Origin of the sequence: Rothia sp. HMSC065G12 (assembly GCF_001811455.1) — a bacterium.
Taxonomy (GTDB): domain Bacteria; phylum Actinomycetota; class Actinomycetes; order Actinomycetales; family Micrococcaceae; genus Rothia; species Rothia dentocariosa.
This window is the reverse complement of record NZ_KV804794.1, coordinates 1-18006: the sequence shown is the minus strand read 5'-3', so window position 1 is coordinate 18006 and position 18006 is coordinate 1. Positions and strand designations below refer to the sequence as shown.

At 55.3% G+C, this 18006-nt stretch carries 16 protein-coding genes; 6 read left to right on the top strand and 10 right to left on the bottom strand.

What is annotated here, in order from left to right; all coding sequences use genetic code 11:
• Positions 1 to 33: 33 nt before the first annotated feature.
• A complete protein-coding gene (locus tag HMPREF2804_RS00505) occupies positions 34 to 660 on the bottom strand; it encodes a TetR/AcrR family transcriptional regulator (RefSeq protein ID WP_070554675.1) in 627 nt (208 codons plus the stop codon).
• Positions 661 to 1028: 368 nt separating this feature from the next.
• Between HMPREF2804_RS00505 and HMPREF2804_RS00500 the strand changes: the two genes are divergently transcribed.
• The 4 genes from HMPREF2804_RS00500 (at position 1029) to HMPREF2804_RS00485 (ending at position 5479) form a co-directional block, all read left to right on the top strand.
• Positions 1029 to 2123 (top strand): pseudouridine synthase, encoded by a 1095-nt coding sequence (locus HMPREF2804_RS00500; protein ID WP_070449661.1) that lies wholly within the window; start codon positions 1029 to 1031, stop codon positions 2121 to 2123.
• Positions 2124 to 2199: 76 nt separating this feature from the next.
• The gene (locus tag HMPREF2804_RS00495) at positions 2200 to 3462 is read left to right on the top strand and encodes a glycoside hydrolase family 76 protein (RefSeq protein ID WP_070626866.1); all 1263 of its coding nucleotides are present in this window, start codon (positions 2200 to 2202) and stop codon (positions 3460 to 3462) included.
• 189 nt (positions 3463 to 3651) lie between these two features.
• On the top strand, positions 3652 to 4953 hold the full coding sequence (gene tgt, locus HMPREF2804_RS00490; RefSeq protein WP_048754561.1) for a tRNA guanosine(34) transglycosylase Tgt: 1302 nt from the start codon (positions 3652 to 3654) through the stop codon (positions 4951 to 4953).
• A 25-nt stretch (positions 4954 to 4978) separates the two neighbouring features.
• Positions 4979 to 5479, top strand: coding sequence for an SRPBCC family protein (locus HMPREF2804_RS00485; protein ID WP_070626864.1), 501 nt, complete (start codon positions 4979 to 4981; stop codon positions 5477 to 5479).
• Positions 5480 to 5625: 146 nt separating this feature from the next.
• On the opposite strand, the gene HMPREF2804_RS00480 is transcribed toward HMPREF2804_RS00485, so the two are convergent.
• The 8 genes from HMPREF2804_RS00480 to HMPREF2804_RS00445 all read right to left on the bottom strand — a co-directional run bounded on the left by HMPREF2804_RS00480 (position 5626) and on the right by HMPREF2804_RS00445 (position 15553).
• Entirely contained in the window at positions 5626 to 6336 is a 711-nt protein-coding gene (locus HMPREF2804_RS00480) for a hypothetical protein (RefSeq protein WP_070626862.1), read from the bottom strand.
• 287 nt (positions 6337 to 6623) lie between these two features.
• On the bottom strand, positions 6624 to 7460 hold the full coding sequence (locus HMPREF2804_RS00475; protein ID WP_070449671.1) for a hypothetical protein: 837 nt from the start codon (positions 7458 to 7460) through the stop codon (positions 6624 to 6626).
• Positions 7461 to 7874: 414 nt separating this feature from the next.
• Positions 7875 to 8435 (bottom strand): DUF6318 family protein, encoded by a 561-nt coding sequence (locus tag HMPREF2804_RS00470; protein ID WP_070626860.1) that lies wholly within the window; start codon positions 8433 to 8435, stop codon positions 7875 to 7877.
• A 402-nt stretch (positions 8436 to 8837) separates the two neighbouring features.
• A complete protein-coding gene (locus tag HMPREF2804_RS00465) occupies positions 8838 to 10031 on the bottom strand; it encodes an MFS transporter (RefSeq protein WP_070626858.1) in 1194 nt (397 codons plus the stop codon).
• 257 nt (positions 10032 to 10288) lie between these two features.
• On the bottom strand, positions 10289 to 10789 hold the full coding sequence (locus HMPREF2804_RS00460; protein WP_070626856.1) for an acyl-CoA thioesterase: 501 nt from the start codon (positions 10787 to 10789) through the stop codon (positions 10289 to 10291).
• 495 nt (positions 10790 to 11284) lie between these two features.
• The gene (locus tag HMPREF2804_RS00455) at positions 11285 to 12829 is read right to left on the bottom strand and encodes an amino acid permease (RefSeq protein ID WP_070626848.1); all 1545 of its coding nucleotides are present in this window, start codon (positions 12827 to 12829) and stop codon (positions 11285 to 11287) included.
• A 177-nt stretch (positions 12830 to 13006) separates the two neighbouring features.
• On the bottom strand, positions 13007 to 14461 hold the full coding sequence (locus tag HMPREF2804_RS00450; RefSeq protein ID WP_070626847.1) for an amino acid permease: 1455 nt from the start codon (positions 14459 to 14461) through the stop codon (positions 13007 to 13009).
• Between the two features lie 366 nt (positions 14462 to 14827).
• Positions 14828 to 15553: a queuosine precursor transporter gene (locus tag HMPREF2804_RS00445; RefSeq protein WP_013398444.1), complete on the bottom strand. Its 726-nt coding sequence runs from the start codon at positions 15551 to 15553 to the stop codon at positions 14828 to 14830.
• Between the two features lie 199 nt (positions 15554 to 15752).
• On the opposite strand from HMPREF2804_RS00445, the gene HMPREF2804_RS00440 reads away from it, so the two are divergent.
• Entirely contained in the window at positions 15753 to 16646 is an 894-nt protein-coding gene (locus tag HMPREF2804_RS00440; RefSeq protein WP_048754553.1) for an alpha/beta hydrolase, read from the top strand.
• Between the two features lie 142 nt (positions 16647 to 16788).
• Positions 16789 to 17475, top strand: coding sequence for a TetR/AcrR family transcriptional regulator (locus tag HMPREF2804_RS00435; protein ID WP_048754552.1), 687 nt, complete (start codon positions 16789 to 16791; stop codon positions 17473 to 17475).
• Positions 17476 to 17595: 120 nt separating this feature from the next.
• On the opposite strand, the gene HMPREF2804_RS00430 is transcribed toward HMPREF2804_RS00435, so the two are convergent.
• Positions 17596 to 17904, bottom strand: a complete 309-nt coding sequence (locus HMPREF2804_RS00430) for a type II toxin-antitoxin system VapB family antitoxin (RefSeq protein WP_004006550.1) — start codon at positions 17902 to 17904, stop codon at positions 17596 to 17598.
• Positions 17905 to 18006: the final 102 nt, after the last annotated feature.

Sequence of the window (18006 nt, the reverse complement as noted above, 5' to 3'; positions counted from 1 at the left end):
TCCCGATGTGGGGTCTCGTTGAGAAGCTCTAGCTTAGTACCCGCCGGTCATGGTATCTGCCACGCCAACGCATATGTCGATAGCCTCATCGACGCGCATGGCGCGTGCACCCGCCGGAGTGTTACCGCGCGGGCTGCCCTGCACCACATGCCGGGCGAAGTAATCGACTAGATGCAGCCATCCGCCTAAAATCATGCGGGTGCGGTCATTAACGGGCATTTCAGTGCGTTCGAGCATCCATTCCAAGTACTCGTCAGGAGTACTGGGAGCATCGCTTTCACTGCCACCCTCAGCAACATGGGCGAAATTGGAGCGCAGCTCAACACGAAGAGCCTCCACCGGGTTAGGGTGATGCTCGCTGAGCGCTTCAAGAACAGCCCGTGCTTCGCGCCGGGTTACCGCCGCCGCCAAAGACTCTTTGCCGGGGAAGTAATGGTACAGCAGTGCCCGAGTAATGCCGGCCTCACGAGCGATGCTGCTCATGCAGGCTGCCACAACACCGTGCTGCGCAAAATGAGCCGCCGCGACCTGCAGGATTTGTTCTTCCCGTTGCGCCGGAGTCAGACGCTGACCGCTCTGCCGCGTCTTCTTAGCTGCTTTTTCAGAGGCTTTTTGTGCGGGTTCGGTGTGCTTAGCTTCGTTGCGTGCGTTGTGTTCCATATATCCCTCTAATCGTTCGATTTCATCGAACCTCTTTTTTTAATAGTAACGCGCTAACCCTAAGCCGCTACCTATAAAACTTAATATGAAGTTTAATGCTTATACACTGATTTTGCCGCTCTATTAAGCCGTTCCATGCTTCATGGTAGTGAAATAAATTTTATGATTTTATTTATTTATTAGACACTTTCGCGAGGAATATTTCGCATTAACTTCACACTGTTCACATACCACCCAAAACATGAGAGGGTCGTGCCATGATGGCCTAAGTATGTGCTGTCATCAAGACGCGGTCCTTATACTTTCACGCAGGAGGCTAGAGGTTTCCTCCGAAGAGGCCAACTCACAAAGCACGCTACAATCAACCTATGCCGCGACGAGTCAATCGCCACCTCTTCACACCACCCCTGCCCCAGCGCGCGGGCATAGACCCCGTATCGCTGACTCTGCCCGCGCATCCAGTACTGCATGAGACGACCCAGGGGCCGGATGCACACCCCAGCACGGTGGCTCAGTACCTCATCAGTCGATTCTCGCCCGAAGACCCCGCAACAATCCTCGACTGTTTCGCCCGGCACGAGGTGCGCACCGATGACGGCGCGATCCTCACCGATCAAACCCCATATCTGCCCGGTCTGAGAATCTGGTACTACCGCCCACTTCCCGAAGAACCGCCGCTACCGGATGACCTTCCGATCCTCTATGAAGACGAGCACCTGCTCGCCGTAGATAAGCCGCACTATCTGCCCGTCACCCCGCGCGGCGCCTATGTCGTGCAGACCGCACTCACCAAACTGCGGGTACGCGAGAATAATCCTCTGCTCACGCCCGTTCACCGGCTGGACCGCCCCACCGCGGGGATTTTACTCTTCGCCAAAACTCGAGACGCACGCGGCCCCTTCCAGATGATGTTTCAGAACCGGCAGGTCACCAAAACCTACCTTGCTATCGCCCCGGCACCAGGTGAAGACCTGCGTGAGAGCATGCTGGGCGAAGGCGTGCAGGTGCGCAGCCGCATCGACAAGGATCGCAATATTCTACAGGTGCGGCAGTACTCGGCACGCGAATGCGAGCGCGCAGGCCTTAGCGTGAACGCGGAAACTCTGGTGCGCATCCGAGAAATCTATCAAGCGCCACAAAGTGTTCCTCTCAAATCTGGCGAACAAAACCCGTATCTGTCCTATCCGGTGCCCGGCGAAGAACTCGCCCTCTACGAACTCACTCCGCACACCGGCAAAATGCACCAGCTGCGGGCGCACCTGAACCTGCTCGGAACCCCGATCTTCGGCGACGTTCTCTACCCGCAGGTTCTGCCAACAGCACCAAACGATGCATCTGTGCCGCTACAGCTTCTAGCGCATCGTCTTGACTGTGTACATCCCTTCACGGGCAAACCGCTCACCCTGTACAGCGCACGCACGCTTTCTCTCGCACCGCGAAATGTGGCACGACCCCAGTACTAATAATGCGATAATGTGGTAGCACCTCGCCTCTCGTGGCAGTATCGTAGGTAGCTTTCATAAGCAAGGAAGAAAGAACGTGACCTCCAACCACCCTTCTGAATCAGTCCCCAGCACCGAGCATGCGCAACGCGCCTCGCGTGCCGCCGACTCTATCCTTAGTCGATACACCCGCCGCGTTTTTGGCGTACCCGGAACCCTGCTCGGGGCAGTGCAGATGCCCGAATCGCGTGGTCTAGGAGCACGGTTTGCCGAATGGCATTACTGGTGGCAGGCGCACTTACTCGACTGCATTATAGATGCGGGCGAACGTGCCGTCCGTGAAGGCGACACCGAACAAGCCCAGAACATGCTCGCCACCGCCAGGAGCGTGGTACGCGGCATCCATACCCGCAACCTGGGATTTGCAAACGACTTCTATGACGATATGGCATGGTTGGCGCTCGCCGTGGGGCGGCTCAATAGGCTTAGTAAAACAATAACCGGCGCCTCGGACGTTACGGCGCAGGATGCAGGATCGGTACTCTTTGAAAGGCTTAACACCGGCCTTCATTCCTGTGGCGGCATGAGCTGGTCCAAAGGCAAACGAGACTTCTGCAATACCCCGGCAACCGCTCCTGCGGCCCTTGCTTTTGCGCGTATCGGGCAGATAAAAACCGCGCAGAATCTTATGTCCTGGCTCAACGACGTTCTCTGGGACGGCGACCGTATGCTCTACCTCGACGGTGCTAACCTGCGCCCGCAGGATGTGATGGTTGATGACATTACCGGTCGCCGCGATGTTCCCCTCGACGTAGAACGCAATATCTACACCTACAATCAGGGCACAACCCTAGCGGTGCTTCTGGCGCTTGCGGAGTCCTCGGAGATTTCAGACGACCGCCGTGAAGAATACCTGCTGCGCGCCGAACGCTTGATCGTCGGAATCGTCAAAAACCTCAGCGAAGATTTCGAGTTCTCGGACGGTTCGCACCACCTCGTACTTCACTCCGGCGACAACGGCGATGGTGCGCTCTTCACCGGTATTCTGGTACGTTACCTGGCACAGGCCGCAATGTCCACCATGCTCAGCACGGAGGCACGATCCCTGGCGAGCGCCCTTGTATACGGCAGCGCCCGCGCTGTGTGGGAGGGGCGCCGCGAATTCGACCCCACCCTGCCGCTGAATGAACCGGGTATTGATCCGAACGAAATTCGTGACCGGGCGGTCGCCATTTTCTCGCCGAAGTTCACCGTATCCGCGCGCGATGCGCTCGCCGCAGGTAAGCCCGTGGAACTATCCGGTCAGCTTCAGGCGTGGATGACTTTGGAGGCCGCCGCCCGTCTGAGCGCGGAGGACTAAGGTCTTTTCCAGGTCTTGGTGGGGGGTGCGCCGCTTATCAGGGTCGTCTCGCAATGCCCCTTACACACAAGGTGAGGCGGCGCAGGTCTGCAGATGCTCTGGCGTGCCGCGCCTGTATAATAGCCGTGCGCATCCTCCCCGGAATAGACGCATTTCCCCTGGTCGTACCCGTATATTTCAAAGGCACAGATGAACAACGAGTTTCCCCACCCCGACTTCGGTTTTACCGTCACGAGCCGCCTTGCCGAGACCGCATCCCCGTCTGCCGAGCGTGTTGAGGCTAATGGCGGGCAGTTTTTGGGGCGCACAGGTGTGATCCGCACCCCGCACGGCGATATTGAGACTCCCGCCTTTACGCCCGTGGGTACGAAGGCGACCGTCAAAGCGGTGCTTCCCGAAGCGATGAAGGAACTCGGGGCGCAGGCGCTTTTGGCGAACGCCTACCATCTGTATCTGCAGCCTGGTCCCGAGATTCTAGATGCCGCTGGCGGGCTGGGGCGGTTTATGAACTGGGACGGGCCAACCTTCACCGACTCCGGCGGGTTCCAGGTGATGAGCCTGGGTTCGGGGTTCAAAAAGGTGATTGACATGGGAACCGTTGCCGATGCGAAGGGTGCCGACGGGCGCCCGATTGGCGACGACGATGTGGCTCACGGCAAGGAGCGCCTGGCGCATATTGATGATGACGGCGTGAATTTTAAGTCCCATATCAACGGGTCTATTCACCGTTTCACTCCCGAAGTTTCAATGCAGGTGCAGCATCAGATCGGGGCAGATATCATGTTTGCCTTCGACGAGCTGACAACTCTGTACAATTCCCGCGGGTACCAGGAAGAGGCGCTGGAACGCACCCGCCTGTGGGCGCTGCGCTGCATTGCGGAGCATGAACGGCTCACGGATGAGCGCACGGGCAAACCCTACCAGGCGCTTTTTGGGGTGATTCAGGGCGCGCAGTATGAGGATTTACGCCGCAAAGCCTGCCGCGATTTAGGTGATATGCCGTTCGACGGGTTCGGTATCGGGGGTGCCCTCGAAAAGGAGAACCTGGGCACCATTGTGCGCTGGTGCGCCGAAGAACTCCCGGAGGCTAAGCCCCGCCACCTGCTGGGTATTTCGGAACCGGACGATATTTTTGTGGGACTGGAAAACGGCGTGGATACCTTCGACTGCGTCTCGCCCACCCGCGTGGCGCGTAACGCGGCGCTCTACTCCCCCACCGGGCGTTTTAACGTGACGAATGCCCGGTTCAAGGCAGATTTCTCGCCCATCTATGAGGGGTGCGACTGCTATACGTGCGCACACTATACGCGTGCCTATCTGCGGCACCTGTTCAAAGCGGATGAGCGGCTGGCGGCAACCCTCGCTTCCATTCATAATGAGCGGTTTATTGTGCGCATGGTCGATGATGCGCGTGCCGCGATCGCCGACGGCACCTACTTTGAGTACCGTGACGAATTCCTCGGTAACTATTACTCTGGTAAAAAGCCCTAAATCAACGACCGTCACGGAGTGTACGATGAGCATCACTAAGGTTCCCGACGAAGAACTTCTCATCTTCGACCATGAGATTGCCGCCCCCGTCGAGCAGGTTTTCGGGGCGTTTCTGAACCCGAATCTGCTGCATCGTTGGTATGGTCCGACGGGGTGGCGTACCCGTGCCGAAGATATTGTGCTGGAACCTTATGTCGGCGGCATGCAGCGGCTATCGATGATTAACGAGCTTGATGCCTCGGTATCATGCGTTCTGCAGAGTCGGTTTCTCGCTATTGATCCGCTCAAGGAGCTCGAATATGCCGAACAGCTTCCGGACCATTTAGGGAACCCCGGAGGCGTGGTTGTCTATCAGCGGTTCCGCTTTTTTCCCGAGACGGTTATTACTCCCGATGGCGTGGGTGAGGGTACGCGCATCACCGTGGAGATCGGCCCCATGCCGGTCTCGGTACACGAGGAGGTACGCGCCAGCTGGCGGTCTACTTTCGCGCGGTTGGATGCTCTACTCAAAGAGGATACGGCATAGGCTCAAGCGGTCTTGAGACTTTTGCAGCAGGAAAAACACCGTAACCGGTCATCAAATGACCACGCACAATACGGGTGGGGAGCGGACAGTTCTGTTATAAGAAACTGTCCGATCCCCACCCGTATTTTATGAATATTGGCGAAGTATTAATCTTTGGACTGATATTCCGGGTTCTTTGGGTCAAGTTCTTTATAGGCACGCATGGCAGCTTCTGGGTCGTCCAGACGCGCCGTGATCTTGATATTATGCCCTTCCACAACGCACTCGGGTGCACCGCGATCAGGGGTATAGTCCAAGAACGGACGCCAGTAGCAGGTGGCATCCTGAATGCGCATAACCCAGTGCTGGGTCTGGTTATCGGGCGTGGGGGTGCTGTTGATGTACTGGGTCATGATCGACATGGCATAATCGCAATCCACCACGCCATCAACCACACGTAACTGTGCGTTGCTGCCCCGCAGGTGACCCTGCTGATGAATTGATCCGCAGCTCTCCCCTGCACGGCGCACATTCGTGGGATTACCCGCGTTCGGGTCAGCCGATGCGGTGGTGACCGTACCCGTCTTGACCGCTCCCGGGGAAGTCCACACCTGGGCGGAATTCGAGGGGTTCGGGGCGCTGCTTGCACTTGCGGAAGGCTGCAGGGTGGAGTCATCATTGACCACCGGAGTGCGCTCAGGCATAACAGGTTTCACGCTTGTACTCGGGGTTGCCGATGCGCTGCGGCTCGCAGAGCTGTTTTGATGCGGGGAGGAGGCGCTGGCAGTGTTCTGCGCGTTCGTATCGCCGCCGCCCGAGCATGCGGTCAGCGCCAGCAGGCAGGCGGCACCAAGAGTCACGAAAGAACGAGTTTTCATAGAGATCTCCTCAACAGTGGGGACATAGTTTTATTGTACAACCGTGCAGGAATTCTCAAGATCTTCATGAAGGTTGCGCCACTTCCCCGCAGCGGCCCTGCTATGCCGCGCTTGCCGTTCCATCCTTCGGCTTCATGCCTTCTTGCATCAGCATCATGATTTATTCCACGTAAAAAGGCTCTTGATGCGAATAAAGCGTTGAAAATCCCGCTCCATTCGTATCAAGAGCCTTTTAATGGCGTACCCCGGGCAATTATCCAGAGAGGTTCGGAGAGTTATCCCTCTGACTATGACAACAGCTGATCGAGGATGCCCGGAAGGTCATAATCTGTATGAGCGTTATTAAAGGTCGTCTCTTTCTTGTCGATTTTCATCGGCTGGGTGTTAAACCCTTCCCTCGCATACCAGTCGTGACCGGCTGTAGCCGTGTTGAGAGCGTCCCACCATTCCGGTGTAGTAGCGCCGCGAGTATCTTTTTCGTTTACCCACCAGAACATGGGCTGCGATTTAATGTTCTGCGGCGCCTGAGTCTCCATGCGCCCATTCTTTCCGCCGCCGCCGCCAACCATGATGGAACCACCACCGGAACGCCAGGTTCCCTGCTGATCGGCATCAAGCTCATAGGTGATGAATTCGGCGCCGCCGGAGTATCCCATAAGCCACACTTGCGACTCATCTATATCTGAATCGGCGATAAACTCCTGGGCAAAGCTGCGGAAGTAGTCGCCGTTCCCATCAGCGTTTTCCCACCAAGTGGCGTAATCATTTGCTTTATTTGGGTCGAATTCATCGGGCGTATCCACAGAGACAAAAACCTTGTTGTGTTTCTGAGCTGCATTCGCCATACCTTGCATGGTGTCACCTTTAGGGTTGTAGAAGAAAGAGCTATCTACGTCATCCTGGTTATAGTCGCCATCGAAGTAAAACACCACACCCACGGGCTGTGACCAGTCGATATTATCGGCGTAAACGTGGTACTGCGAACTCACATTTTGGGGTGAGGTATAGGTCAGGTTAGTTCCCGATTGCACCTCTGCCTGGGCGGGGGCTGCCATGACCGATCCAATCAGGGCGGGAACTGCGAGCGCAGTTAGGGCAGCAGTACGCATCTTTTTCGTAGACATAAGTACTCCTCAATTTTTATAACGATAGTTTTTCATAGTGTGTGATGAATATAATGCTTTCCGTCTTTTGATACAGAGTGCATATGAGGAACACTATCATTAAAGTTTTTATAGTGATATGAAATATAATTAGCCTTATTTTCTTTCACGAGCCGTACACATGGTTCTCTAAGTGCTTTCTGGATATTCTAGCGTTCGCACTAAGCCATATACTATTCTCAAAATCTGCATACCCTGCTATTCTTTTATGCTTTGAGAAAACTATAAAATATTATTCATATATACTAAAAAGGTTCTTAGTGTGAACAATGCGGAATATCTAGTGTTGTGTTCACACCAAGAACCTTTTTCTGCGGTCTCAAGCCAGAGAAAAGCTACTGCGTGAAACAGCATCTTTCTCAAATAAATAACCGACTATTTATCAAAGGGTTTTCCAACAACATTGGTAGCGATACCTTCAAAGAACCCTTCCATCTGCCAGGCACCATCAAGATACCTCGCTTTAAGAGCCCCAGTGGAGTAAACGATCTTTCCCCAACCATCGGTATTCTCAGGAATTTCATGCACTTCTCCGTTACGCACGTAGAAGTCTCCATGAAACATTTGTAATTGATAAGGCCAAGAATATTCTTCACCCTTTTTCTCGGGGTGATCGGATTCTAGCCTATACACGAAGTTACCTGACTCCTCCCAATACTTACCCTCACGCGTTTCTTCCAAAAGAGCAATACTTTTAAAAAGCTTCTGATCACCCTCAGTCATTCCAGACTGCTTAATATACGTATCGTCACCCGTTTTCATGGCATAACTTATTCCAGCCGATGCATATGCCCAGCTATAGTACAGCCCAAGTTCAGAGTTCTCACTCATTTCTTGAGGCCTTTTAGGATGCGACCACCCATATCCCTGCTTTTCGCGCGTGGAATACATATAACCCTCGCCCGTATACTCCATATCCGCATTATTAAGCTCCACGTTAAATCCTCGCTGGAAACTATTCCGCCTGCTTGGGCTAGCGCTGGGCGAAGCGCTTGATGGAGTTTCTGATGACGACGTGGAGCTCGCAGATGAAGAGCTTGCGAGAGGCGAAGCAGAGCTTTCGGTATTTGACGCATTCCCACCACATGCACTCATCAAGATAGCCCCAGTACCAGAACCAAGGAACAGGAGTGCGGTCCGACGATTAACAACTAAAGATGACATTGCTTAGCCCCTCTCTATGGTGTATTCGGCGAAAACTAGAGACATGTGCAGAGTACACCGGTCACATACTATATGGTCGGATTACCTCAGGCTCTGCACTATGACTTTAATAACTTCTTATGCTCGCCCTCACCCTAAACGCTCTCTGCCTACCAGCTCCTCTTCTAGCCGCATCTAAGCGCGATGGATGTGCCCTGTGCGGTTACGCGCCAGCGCATACAGCAGCAGGTTCACCACCGCCGCACCGGTTGCCGTCGCGCCGCCGATCATGACAATAGTGCGCGCATCCCCCAGTATTCCCGGCGTACCGAGTAGGTCACCCACAAGCACCATCGAACTAAACAGCGAGCCGATAAGAGCCCAGCACTGCCCCTGACGATGCTCGGGCACCTGCATATACACCATGTCACGAATACCCATATTGTGGATCGAGTTGAAGAACCCGCCTACCAGAAACCCAGCTCCCACAATCCAAGGATTCGCCACCAGCCCTTCCAGCAGAATCGCGACACCGATAAAGAATCCGCCCCACAAAATCGCATTCACCAGCTGCGGCTTGTACCATCCGCGCCCATAGAAAACGCTAGCGATGAGCGCCCCGACAGCCCACATCGCCAACACGAGCGAATACTCGAATGCAGTGTTCGTGATGGATTGCAGGTAGAACACCCCGGCGATGCCTTCCATCGTGGTGGAAGCAACCACGACCGCCATCACAGGTAAGAAAATCACGAGGGCGCGAGCGCTGGAAATAGCCGAGAATCCTAGGAAAATATCTTTCAAACTATCGCGTTTAATCGCATCGGAAAGTTCATGACCGCGCCGTGCTGGCACGTTAAACCAGGCGATGACTGCCGCAGTCAGCAAGAGCGCCGAAGAGCCTACTATAGTGGCGGTCATGTTCCAGGTGGCGAAGAAGGCGCCCACAGGTGGGGCTACGATCGAGCAGAATGAACCGATTCCCACAATAGAGGCGGATGCGCTCGACGGGGTCATACCCGGCGCCTTCGGCAGTAGTTTGAATTCGGCGGCGTTAGTGAGATTTCCGGCGGCTCCATTGAGCACGCTCATGGCAACGATGGTGACCGGATGCGGGAAAAACGCGATGACTGCCACGCAGAGCGAGGATACGGCCAGGGAGCCAGACCAGCAGGCCCGCCCCGAAAAACGATCGGCAACCCAACCTGTGAAAGGACCGAAGAGTATGCCGGTGAAGAACCCGCCGACAGCCATGACGGTGAGCCACCAGGGCTCGGCAATGCGCGAGATATAAACAATGAGGATCAGCCCGAAGGATGCGTCCGCGAATCCATCGATCAGGGTGATGAGCAGAAGGGGAGTTTTGAAGTATTGAGTTAGTTTTTTCATGCTTTCGTTTCGGTTCAGAGGGATAGTTGCCTATGCCTCTGCGCCGCCGAACACTATCTGCTGCACGATACGCACCTCCTCACGTGGCATTTGCCTTGCACCCTCGCAGCAAACCGCAGGATATGTTTTCTAAATCACATTGTATACAATAGGGCGACCAGAGACTACCGGACTTCGCTCCCCCAGCCGCACATACCGCGAGCAGATGGAGCTCGGTTATCTTTTCGTCAAAATACTATCTGCTCGCGGTCAAAGTGCTACGGCATATACTGCGCCAAAAGCTCCCGCTGTTCGGGGGTGAGGCGCGCGAGGCGGGCGGCAGGTGCATCCCAAAAAGCCAGCACGGTAAAGGCGCGCACGCATTCAGCATGATCCACCGGGGAATAGATACTATAGCCCACTCGCACTGAGGCGGCACTCACCTTTTCGACGCGCACATTTACCTCCAGCGGATCACCCGTATAGGGAAGCTGCCCCAGATAACGCACCCCGTGTTCGGCGATAAGGGCCTGCACTCCATCGGGCATAGTTTCAAAAAGCGGTATGGGCGGCGCGGGCAAATTCTGCGGTTTCTGCCCCGAAGACGGCGGCGGCCCGAAGACGGCGATGCGTGCCTCTTCGAGAAGGCTCAGTATTGCAACGTTATTGACGTGCCCGTAGGCATCCATATCACCCCAGCGCGGCGGCACCTGCACGGTCAGACCGGATTCGCCGGTTATCGAAGTTGCTGGGTTCGCAGTGGATTGATGTGCGTTCATGCTCTTAACTCTACCTTGTGCATTTTTATGCATAAATACGTATATGGGTAAAGTTTTATGGTCATATCTTCACCAACATACAGTCATCCTGACTTCATACAGTATGCGGCAAGAAAATCTCGCTAGAACGCTATCTAATACCACCAAGACATCTTAAATAGCCTTAAATATGATGTTCCCCGGAAGCATCACCGCCTCCGGGGAACACCCAACACACAGACATTTGAACGCATACAAGATCATACGGTTCACCAATAACTATAGACCCTCTTGTAAGCCTATGATGCATTATTGCGGGTTTGTTACAGAAAAACTTTTTGTGAATTTCGCGGTCTTTTGAGAATACCCACAAAACCTTCAAGTGCTACATGATAGATAAAATCATCATTACTTGAAGTTCCCCCTGCAAATTATTATGGTGATGGCTACGGCAGAGCACTCATCACCTCACACTTCAGCGACGAAACCCAGCATGCGCAGCATCAGCAAAACGCTCTAGCGACCGAATTCGGAGGCGGTTTTCAACGCCTCCTCTTCCTCCTCTAAGGCCGTGGCGTGCTCAGTGGAAGCCTGCTGTGCCTCGGCAAACGCATCCTCATCAACCGTGAGTGTGTGTTTCACACGCGCAAAGTACACAATCGTCAGAACCAGGAAGTACCCCACGCCCACAATCGCGGGAATGAGCGAACCACGCACCATAAACAGGGCAACCCACACGGCGAAAAGCACCATAATGCCCACGCCTGCCGTCATGCGCCCGCCCCACAGGCGGAATGCCGAGCTTTTGCCCTCAACCCGCCGGTACACAATGTACGCGAGCAGAATCAGCACCCACACGGTGAGCGCACACACCATAATCAGGAAGATCATGGAGAGGAATGCTTCTTGCGGGCTGAACAGCGCCAGTAGAATAGCGATAACAACGCCGCTGGTGGAAACCCATACGGCACGCGAAGGCACTCCGGAGGCGTTCACCGCAGCCAACGCACGGGGCGCCATACGGTCGGTCGCCAGCGAGTGCATCAGGCGGGCACCGGCATACAGGTTAGCGTTGGCCGAGGACAACGCCGCAATAAGCACCACGAAGTTCACGAAATGAGCCGCGCCCGTAATGCCTAGTTGATCGAAAACCAGAACGAACGGGGAGGTTTCAACCTTCTCGCCCAGCTCGCCCGCCGAACGCCACGGAATAATCGACACCACAATAAACAGCGCCAGCACATAGAACGTTGCCAAACGAATCATCATAGCCTTCGCACTGGAACGCACCGATCGGGCGGGATCCTTGGCTTCTGCGGCGGAGATAGAGATCATCTCAATACCGCCGAAGGAGAACATCACGACCGCCAGTGAAAGCCAGACCGCGCCGAACCCGTGAGGCATGAACCCGCCGTCGTTGACAAGATTAGCGGTGCCGACCGCCGCATGTGAGGGCAGTCCGAAGAATACCAAACACAGACCCACCAGAATAAAAGCGATCACCGAAATAACTTTGATGGACGAGAGGAAAAATTCGAGCGCGCCGAAAGATTTCACGCTCGTGATGTTCAGAATAATAATTGCGACACCGAATACCGCGATGCCCGCCCACAGAGGCAGCTGCGGCCACCAGTAATTCAGGTAGGTGGCCACGGAAACCAGTTCCACGCCGGTAATGACCACGGTTGCGGTCCAATAGGCTAAGCGTGTGAGAAACCCGGCATAGGGACCAAGGTACCTGGTGGCGATAGCGCCGAAACCGCCTCGCACCGGATAACGCACCGCCATCTCACCAGTGGCCGCGCCTATGACGGAGGCGAGCGCCGAGCCGATAGCATACGCAAGAATAACGGCTGGCCCGGCCATAGCGATTGCCCGCCCGGACCCCAGGAATAGGCCGGTGCCAAGCGCCGAGCCCATAACGATCATGGTCATCTGTCCGTGCGAGAGGGAACGTTTGAGTTCGGCGCGGGCGGATTTATTGCGTGGTGCTCCGCCAGCTGGATGCGCAGCGCCGCTTCTATGCCTCTTAGCAGGTTGAGGGGTGTGGCCGTCGGTCATGTTTAAGCCTTCTTCGGGTTCTGAGTGCCTGGACTGTGATGTTGTGAAAATGTCAAAGAATGAGTGTGTTTCTAGGGTAGTACATCGCCCGTATTAACCGCGAGCAGATAGTATTTTGACGAGAAGATAGCGCTATCTTCTCGTCAAAATACTATCTGCTTGCGGTATAGCAACAGACTATGCGTCTTCCTTCTGTTGTTCGGCAAGCGCGTCAAGATCGGCACGCGGGAAACCGCCACGTTTTTTCGCCAACACCACGTAGAAAACGGAGATAATGGCGAAGAACACCACGCCCACCTGCACGGATACTACGGCGCTCGAATCGGGAAGCATGAAAAGAGCGACCAGTGTGGCAAGCACCCCGGCAAGCCCCACACCCGCCGTAATGCGCCCACCCCAGACGGTGAACCCTGAGGAGTTCCCCTGATGCTTCTTATATGCCTGGTAGGTCAGCAGAATCATGATCCATACCACCAGAATGCACAGGGTGACCAGGGCCATTAGCAGCTCGAAAATATTACTGATTTCTGCCACCGCCATAACAGATGCGACCACCACACCCAGGAAAGAGAGCAGAAGCGCGGTGACGGGCACACCGTTATGGTTCGTGGTGCCCGCAAACGTGGGTGCCATTTTATCGCCCGCAAGCGCGTGGAGCAGACGGGTTGCCGCATACAGCGAGGCGTTCGCGCCCGAAAGCGCGGCGATCAGAATCACGAAGTTGGTAATATCTGCCGCATAAGGAATGCCCAGTTCAGAGAACACCATCACGAAGGGCGATTGGCTGAGGTCTTTGCCGGTCTGCGCCGCCTGCTGCCAGGGCATCAGGCACAGAATAATCAGCATCGAGAGCACGTAGAAACTGGAGAGCCGCCAGATCATGGCCTTGACACTGGTACGCACCGAACGCGCCGGGTTCTGCGCCTCTGCGGCAGAGATGGAAAGCATCTCAACACCGCCGAAAGAGAACATCACAATTGCCATCGAAACCCAGACGGCGCCGAGTCCGTTAGGAAGCAGCCCGCCGTCGTTCACGAGGTTTGCGGTACCCACCGCAGTGTGTCCGGGCAGGCCAACGAACACAAGAAGCAGCCCCAGCACAATAAAGACGATAACCGCAATTACTTTAATGGAAGAGAGGAAAAATTCGAGGGCGCCGAAGGATTTAACGCTCACTAGGTTCAGGATGAGAATCAGGATGCCGGAGGCTGCCACCGTCACCCACAGCGGAATTGCGGGGAACCAATACGAGAAATATTTGCCAACCGCCACGAGTTCGGCGCCGGTCAGCGGCACGGTAGTTGCCCAATACGCCCAACGGCCAATATACCCGGCGTAGGGGCTGAGGTATCTGGTTGCGATAGTGCCGAAACCGCCGGGAACGGGGTGGCGAACCGCCATTTCGCCCGCACATGCCGCGATAATAGCGGCGATCATGGAGCCAACAGCGTAGGCGATGATAGCACCGGGTCCCGCAATTTTGATGGCGGAACCAGAGCCCAGAAAGAGGCCGGTCCCCAGGGCGAGACCCATCGCAATCATAGTCATTTGACCGTGCGAGAGGGAACGTTTCAGTTCGCCGTTTTCTGCCGGTGCCGTCTTAGGTGCTGAGGCGTCCTGTGCTTTACTCATCAGGTGGTGCTTTCCATTTTTTCGTTCATCGGTTGGGCGCCTGCCCTCGTATGTCGCGTCGAAACCGAGCGCGGCTCGGTACCCGGTCTGCAGCAAATGTGGCAAAGGCGTATCGAATAACTATCCCGCGTCGAGCATCATCTATGCAACTTTTTGCATGGGTTTGTGCGTGGCGAAACAGATTTTCCCTATGATTCTCAGAGTTTGGTTATTTTTGGGTGTTCCACGATGTAATGCAAATTTGTGCATAAGATGCGCCACCCACCGCACAAGGATACAGCGCCACAAATATTAATGGCGAGAAGCAGACAACCCATCTGCTTCTCGCCACATCATCAATTTTTCACGGCGATGTGGGGTATTAACCTAACCGTCGTACTCGATCTCGTGCCGTTTGAACCAGCCAATCACCGGGTAACTGATAGGCATGAGCACAATCTCAACCAGGCACTTATACACATACCCGACCAAGGTGTAGCTGATGAATTGATCCAAGCTAGTAATCCCCAGAATAGGCGAAGCAATCGCACAGAAAATAATGGTATCCGCCAGCTCGCCCACGAGGGTTGAAGCGATCATACGCGCCCACATAAACCGCCCGGAGGTGGCCTTCTTCATGGCAACCATCACCCATGCGTTCAGAAGCTGACCCGTCAAATACCCCAGCAGCGACCCGGCAAAAATCTGCCATACGGGACCGAGAATAATGGCGAACGCCTCTTGATTCTCATAGTAGCTGGCGGGCGGCAGGGCAACAGTCAGCAGGAAGCATCCGGCAGCGAACGCCGCCGCCACAAACGAGGCGATAATAGCCCGGCGAGCGCGCTTAAACCCGTACACCTCAGAGAGCACATCGCCGAGTACATAGGCCAGCGGGTACAAGAAGAAACCACCATCACTGGGGATAAAGTTGCCGTTCGTGAACGGCGGAAGCTCAAATGGGAGCGGCCCGAATTCGATACCTTTCGTAGCCGCAATATTCGAAATAATCAGAATCACGCAGGATGCGCCCAGCAGCAGATCAAAATAGCTGCGGCGCTTCGCCCACGGCGGGGTAGTAATATCCTGCGGTGCCTTAGCGGGTGTAGACATAGTTCTCCCTGAAAGGTTTGATGTGAATGTTGTTTTGAGATTATGCTCGTCTGCCACCCGAGCACTCACTATTTTACCCAGTAACTCCGTTTGAGTGAGAACCTAAAAAGGCTCTTGAGGTGATAAAACGTAGTTTCGCCGCTTTATTCGCATCACGAGCCTTTTTACGGTGCAGGCTGCCGCCTCTTAAACTAGAAATATGGGTCACCAAGAACCTGCTCGCTCATCCGTGCGCCGCACAACCGCGCACATCCCGCGTTTGCCCCGAAGCATTTCGGCGGCGATGCGCGGTGCCCGCCGCGCCGGTTCAGTTCTGGAACCCCTGCTCGTTTCCTCCAGCGAACTCATCGGGTACCTCCCCTATCGTGCCTACGGACGAACCCTGCACTATCGGGTCGATAACGTGCACCATCTTGAGGCTGTCCAGGCCGAACCGCCCGGAATTCTTTTCTTCTTCGACGGCGATTACCTGCTTCGTTCCAACAGCAGGCTGCTCAGCCGCACCTCCAGTTTGCGACGCGACCTCGCCGATATTGCCCGCGAACACCGCATGCTGTGCGTGCCCGTGCTGGCACCAGGGACCCTTGAAGCACCCGTTTTCAATGACCCCACAACCACTTGGTGGGTGCGTGCCCGCAGGAACGGTCGTGTTTTTCGTGCCCTTGCCGCCGACCTCGCCGAACGATACGGATACGATCGCACGCGCATTTGGCTTGCCGGGTATTCGGGCGGGGCGGAATTTATTACCTACGAACTGCTGTCGCATTCCAACGACTGGCTGCTGGGCGGGGGCGCATCTATGATCGGCGGAGGCGGTTCCGACGGTATTCCGCAGCGTTTCCGTGGGCCCAGCCGCTCCCTAAACGGGATGCTGCTCAGCTGGCATGTGGGAGACCGCGACGGCAAAGCACCGGCTTCTGCGGGCCAGATCTGGTCAGCGCAGCGTGCAGCTCATGAGGGTGAAGAGTTTTACCGGGGACGGCAGGCACGCACTATGCTGCGTATTCTGCCAAAGCAGGGGCATCGTGGGTATCCGCTGACCTCTTTGATTCGGGACGATTTGCGTGCCGCCACACGGCTGGGCTACCTCTAAGCCGGGGCTTCTAAATTTTCCGAGCACAGTATTTTCATTCCTAGTCAGGGCGTGATGCGCTCGTTGAGAAATATCTCAAGTTTTTCGGTAATTTTTTGTGCCACAGTCGCAATTTATTGACGTTCTGCGGTAAAGTGTCACTATGCCTCGTATTTCTGCCGCAACAAACGCCGCTCAGCGCGAAAACACCAAACGTGCCATCCTCGAATCTTTCGGGAAGCTCCTCTACTCCCGAGGACTCCCCGGACTCACCATGACCGACGTCGCCAAAAACGCCGGTATTGGGCGCACAGCAGTCTACAATTACTTCGCTGACATGGGCGAACTCCTGGTTGCCTACGCCCTTGACGAAACCGAACGGTTCCTGCACGAACTTGATGAAGGGATCACCGGAGTCACTAACCCCATCGATCAGCTCGCCGTCTATATTCGCTTGCAGATCGAAGACCTCGCCCGCAGGCACCTTCCCCCCGGACCCGCCATGCGCTCCATGCTCTCACCCGAATCCTACGCGCGCCTCGGCAAACACGTAAGCGAACTGCAAATGGTTTTGGCAAACATCCTCTCCGACGCCATCACCGAAAAATACATCCCCGAAAACGACATTCGCGAACTTGCGATGCTCGTACACGGTTCGCTCTCCTCAAGCGCCGGACGCGCCGAAGACGCCCCCGACGCACAAACCCGCGAACGCCAGATTCAAAGCACCATCAGGTTCATCCAGATGGGGCTGGGCGCCCGGTTTGATGCGGACGGAAATCCCCTCAAAATCGAAGAAACTCAAGCAAACAAAAGCGAGAAAACGACCAACCTGACCGTCGCATCCTAAAGACACTCGCCCCCGTCCGGCAGAAAACGAACCAGCATTAAACTCGAAGACCCCTGACCGCTACGTCAGGGGCTTTCTTCATCTCCACAAGTTGGCTACGAGGAGCGAACGCGCATCCGGCTAAAAACCCGGAACCTGATCCAAATCAAGCACCCGCGCATACATCACCGCACGCCGATGCAAAGCATTACGCAACGCCCGATGCACCCCATCCTCCAGATACAAATCATCACGCCACTTCACCACATGCGGAAACAAATCCCCATAAAACGTGGAATCCTCCGCAAGCAGCGTCTCAAGGTCAAGCGTCTTCTGCGTCGTAATCAGCGCATCAAGACGCACCTGCTGCGGAGGCACATTACCCCAATCAGCATGCGACAAATGATGCTCAGGATACGGGCGCGAAGAACCAACCTTCTTGAAAATCATATCTACATTCTAAAATGCCGCTCCCCCAGGCCGAAAAGCCACGCCCACAACACACGGCACAACGCCACATTGACTTCCTCTACCCCGTGAACGGGGTAAATT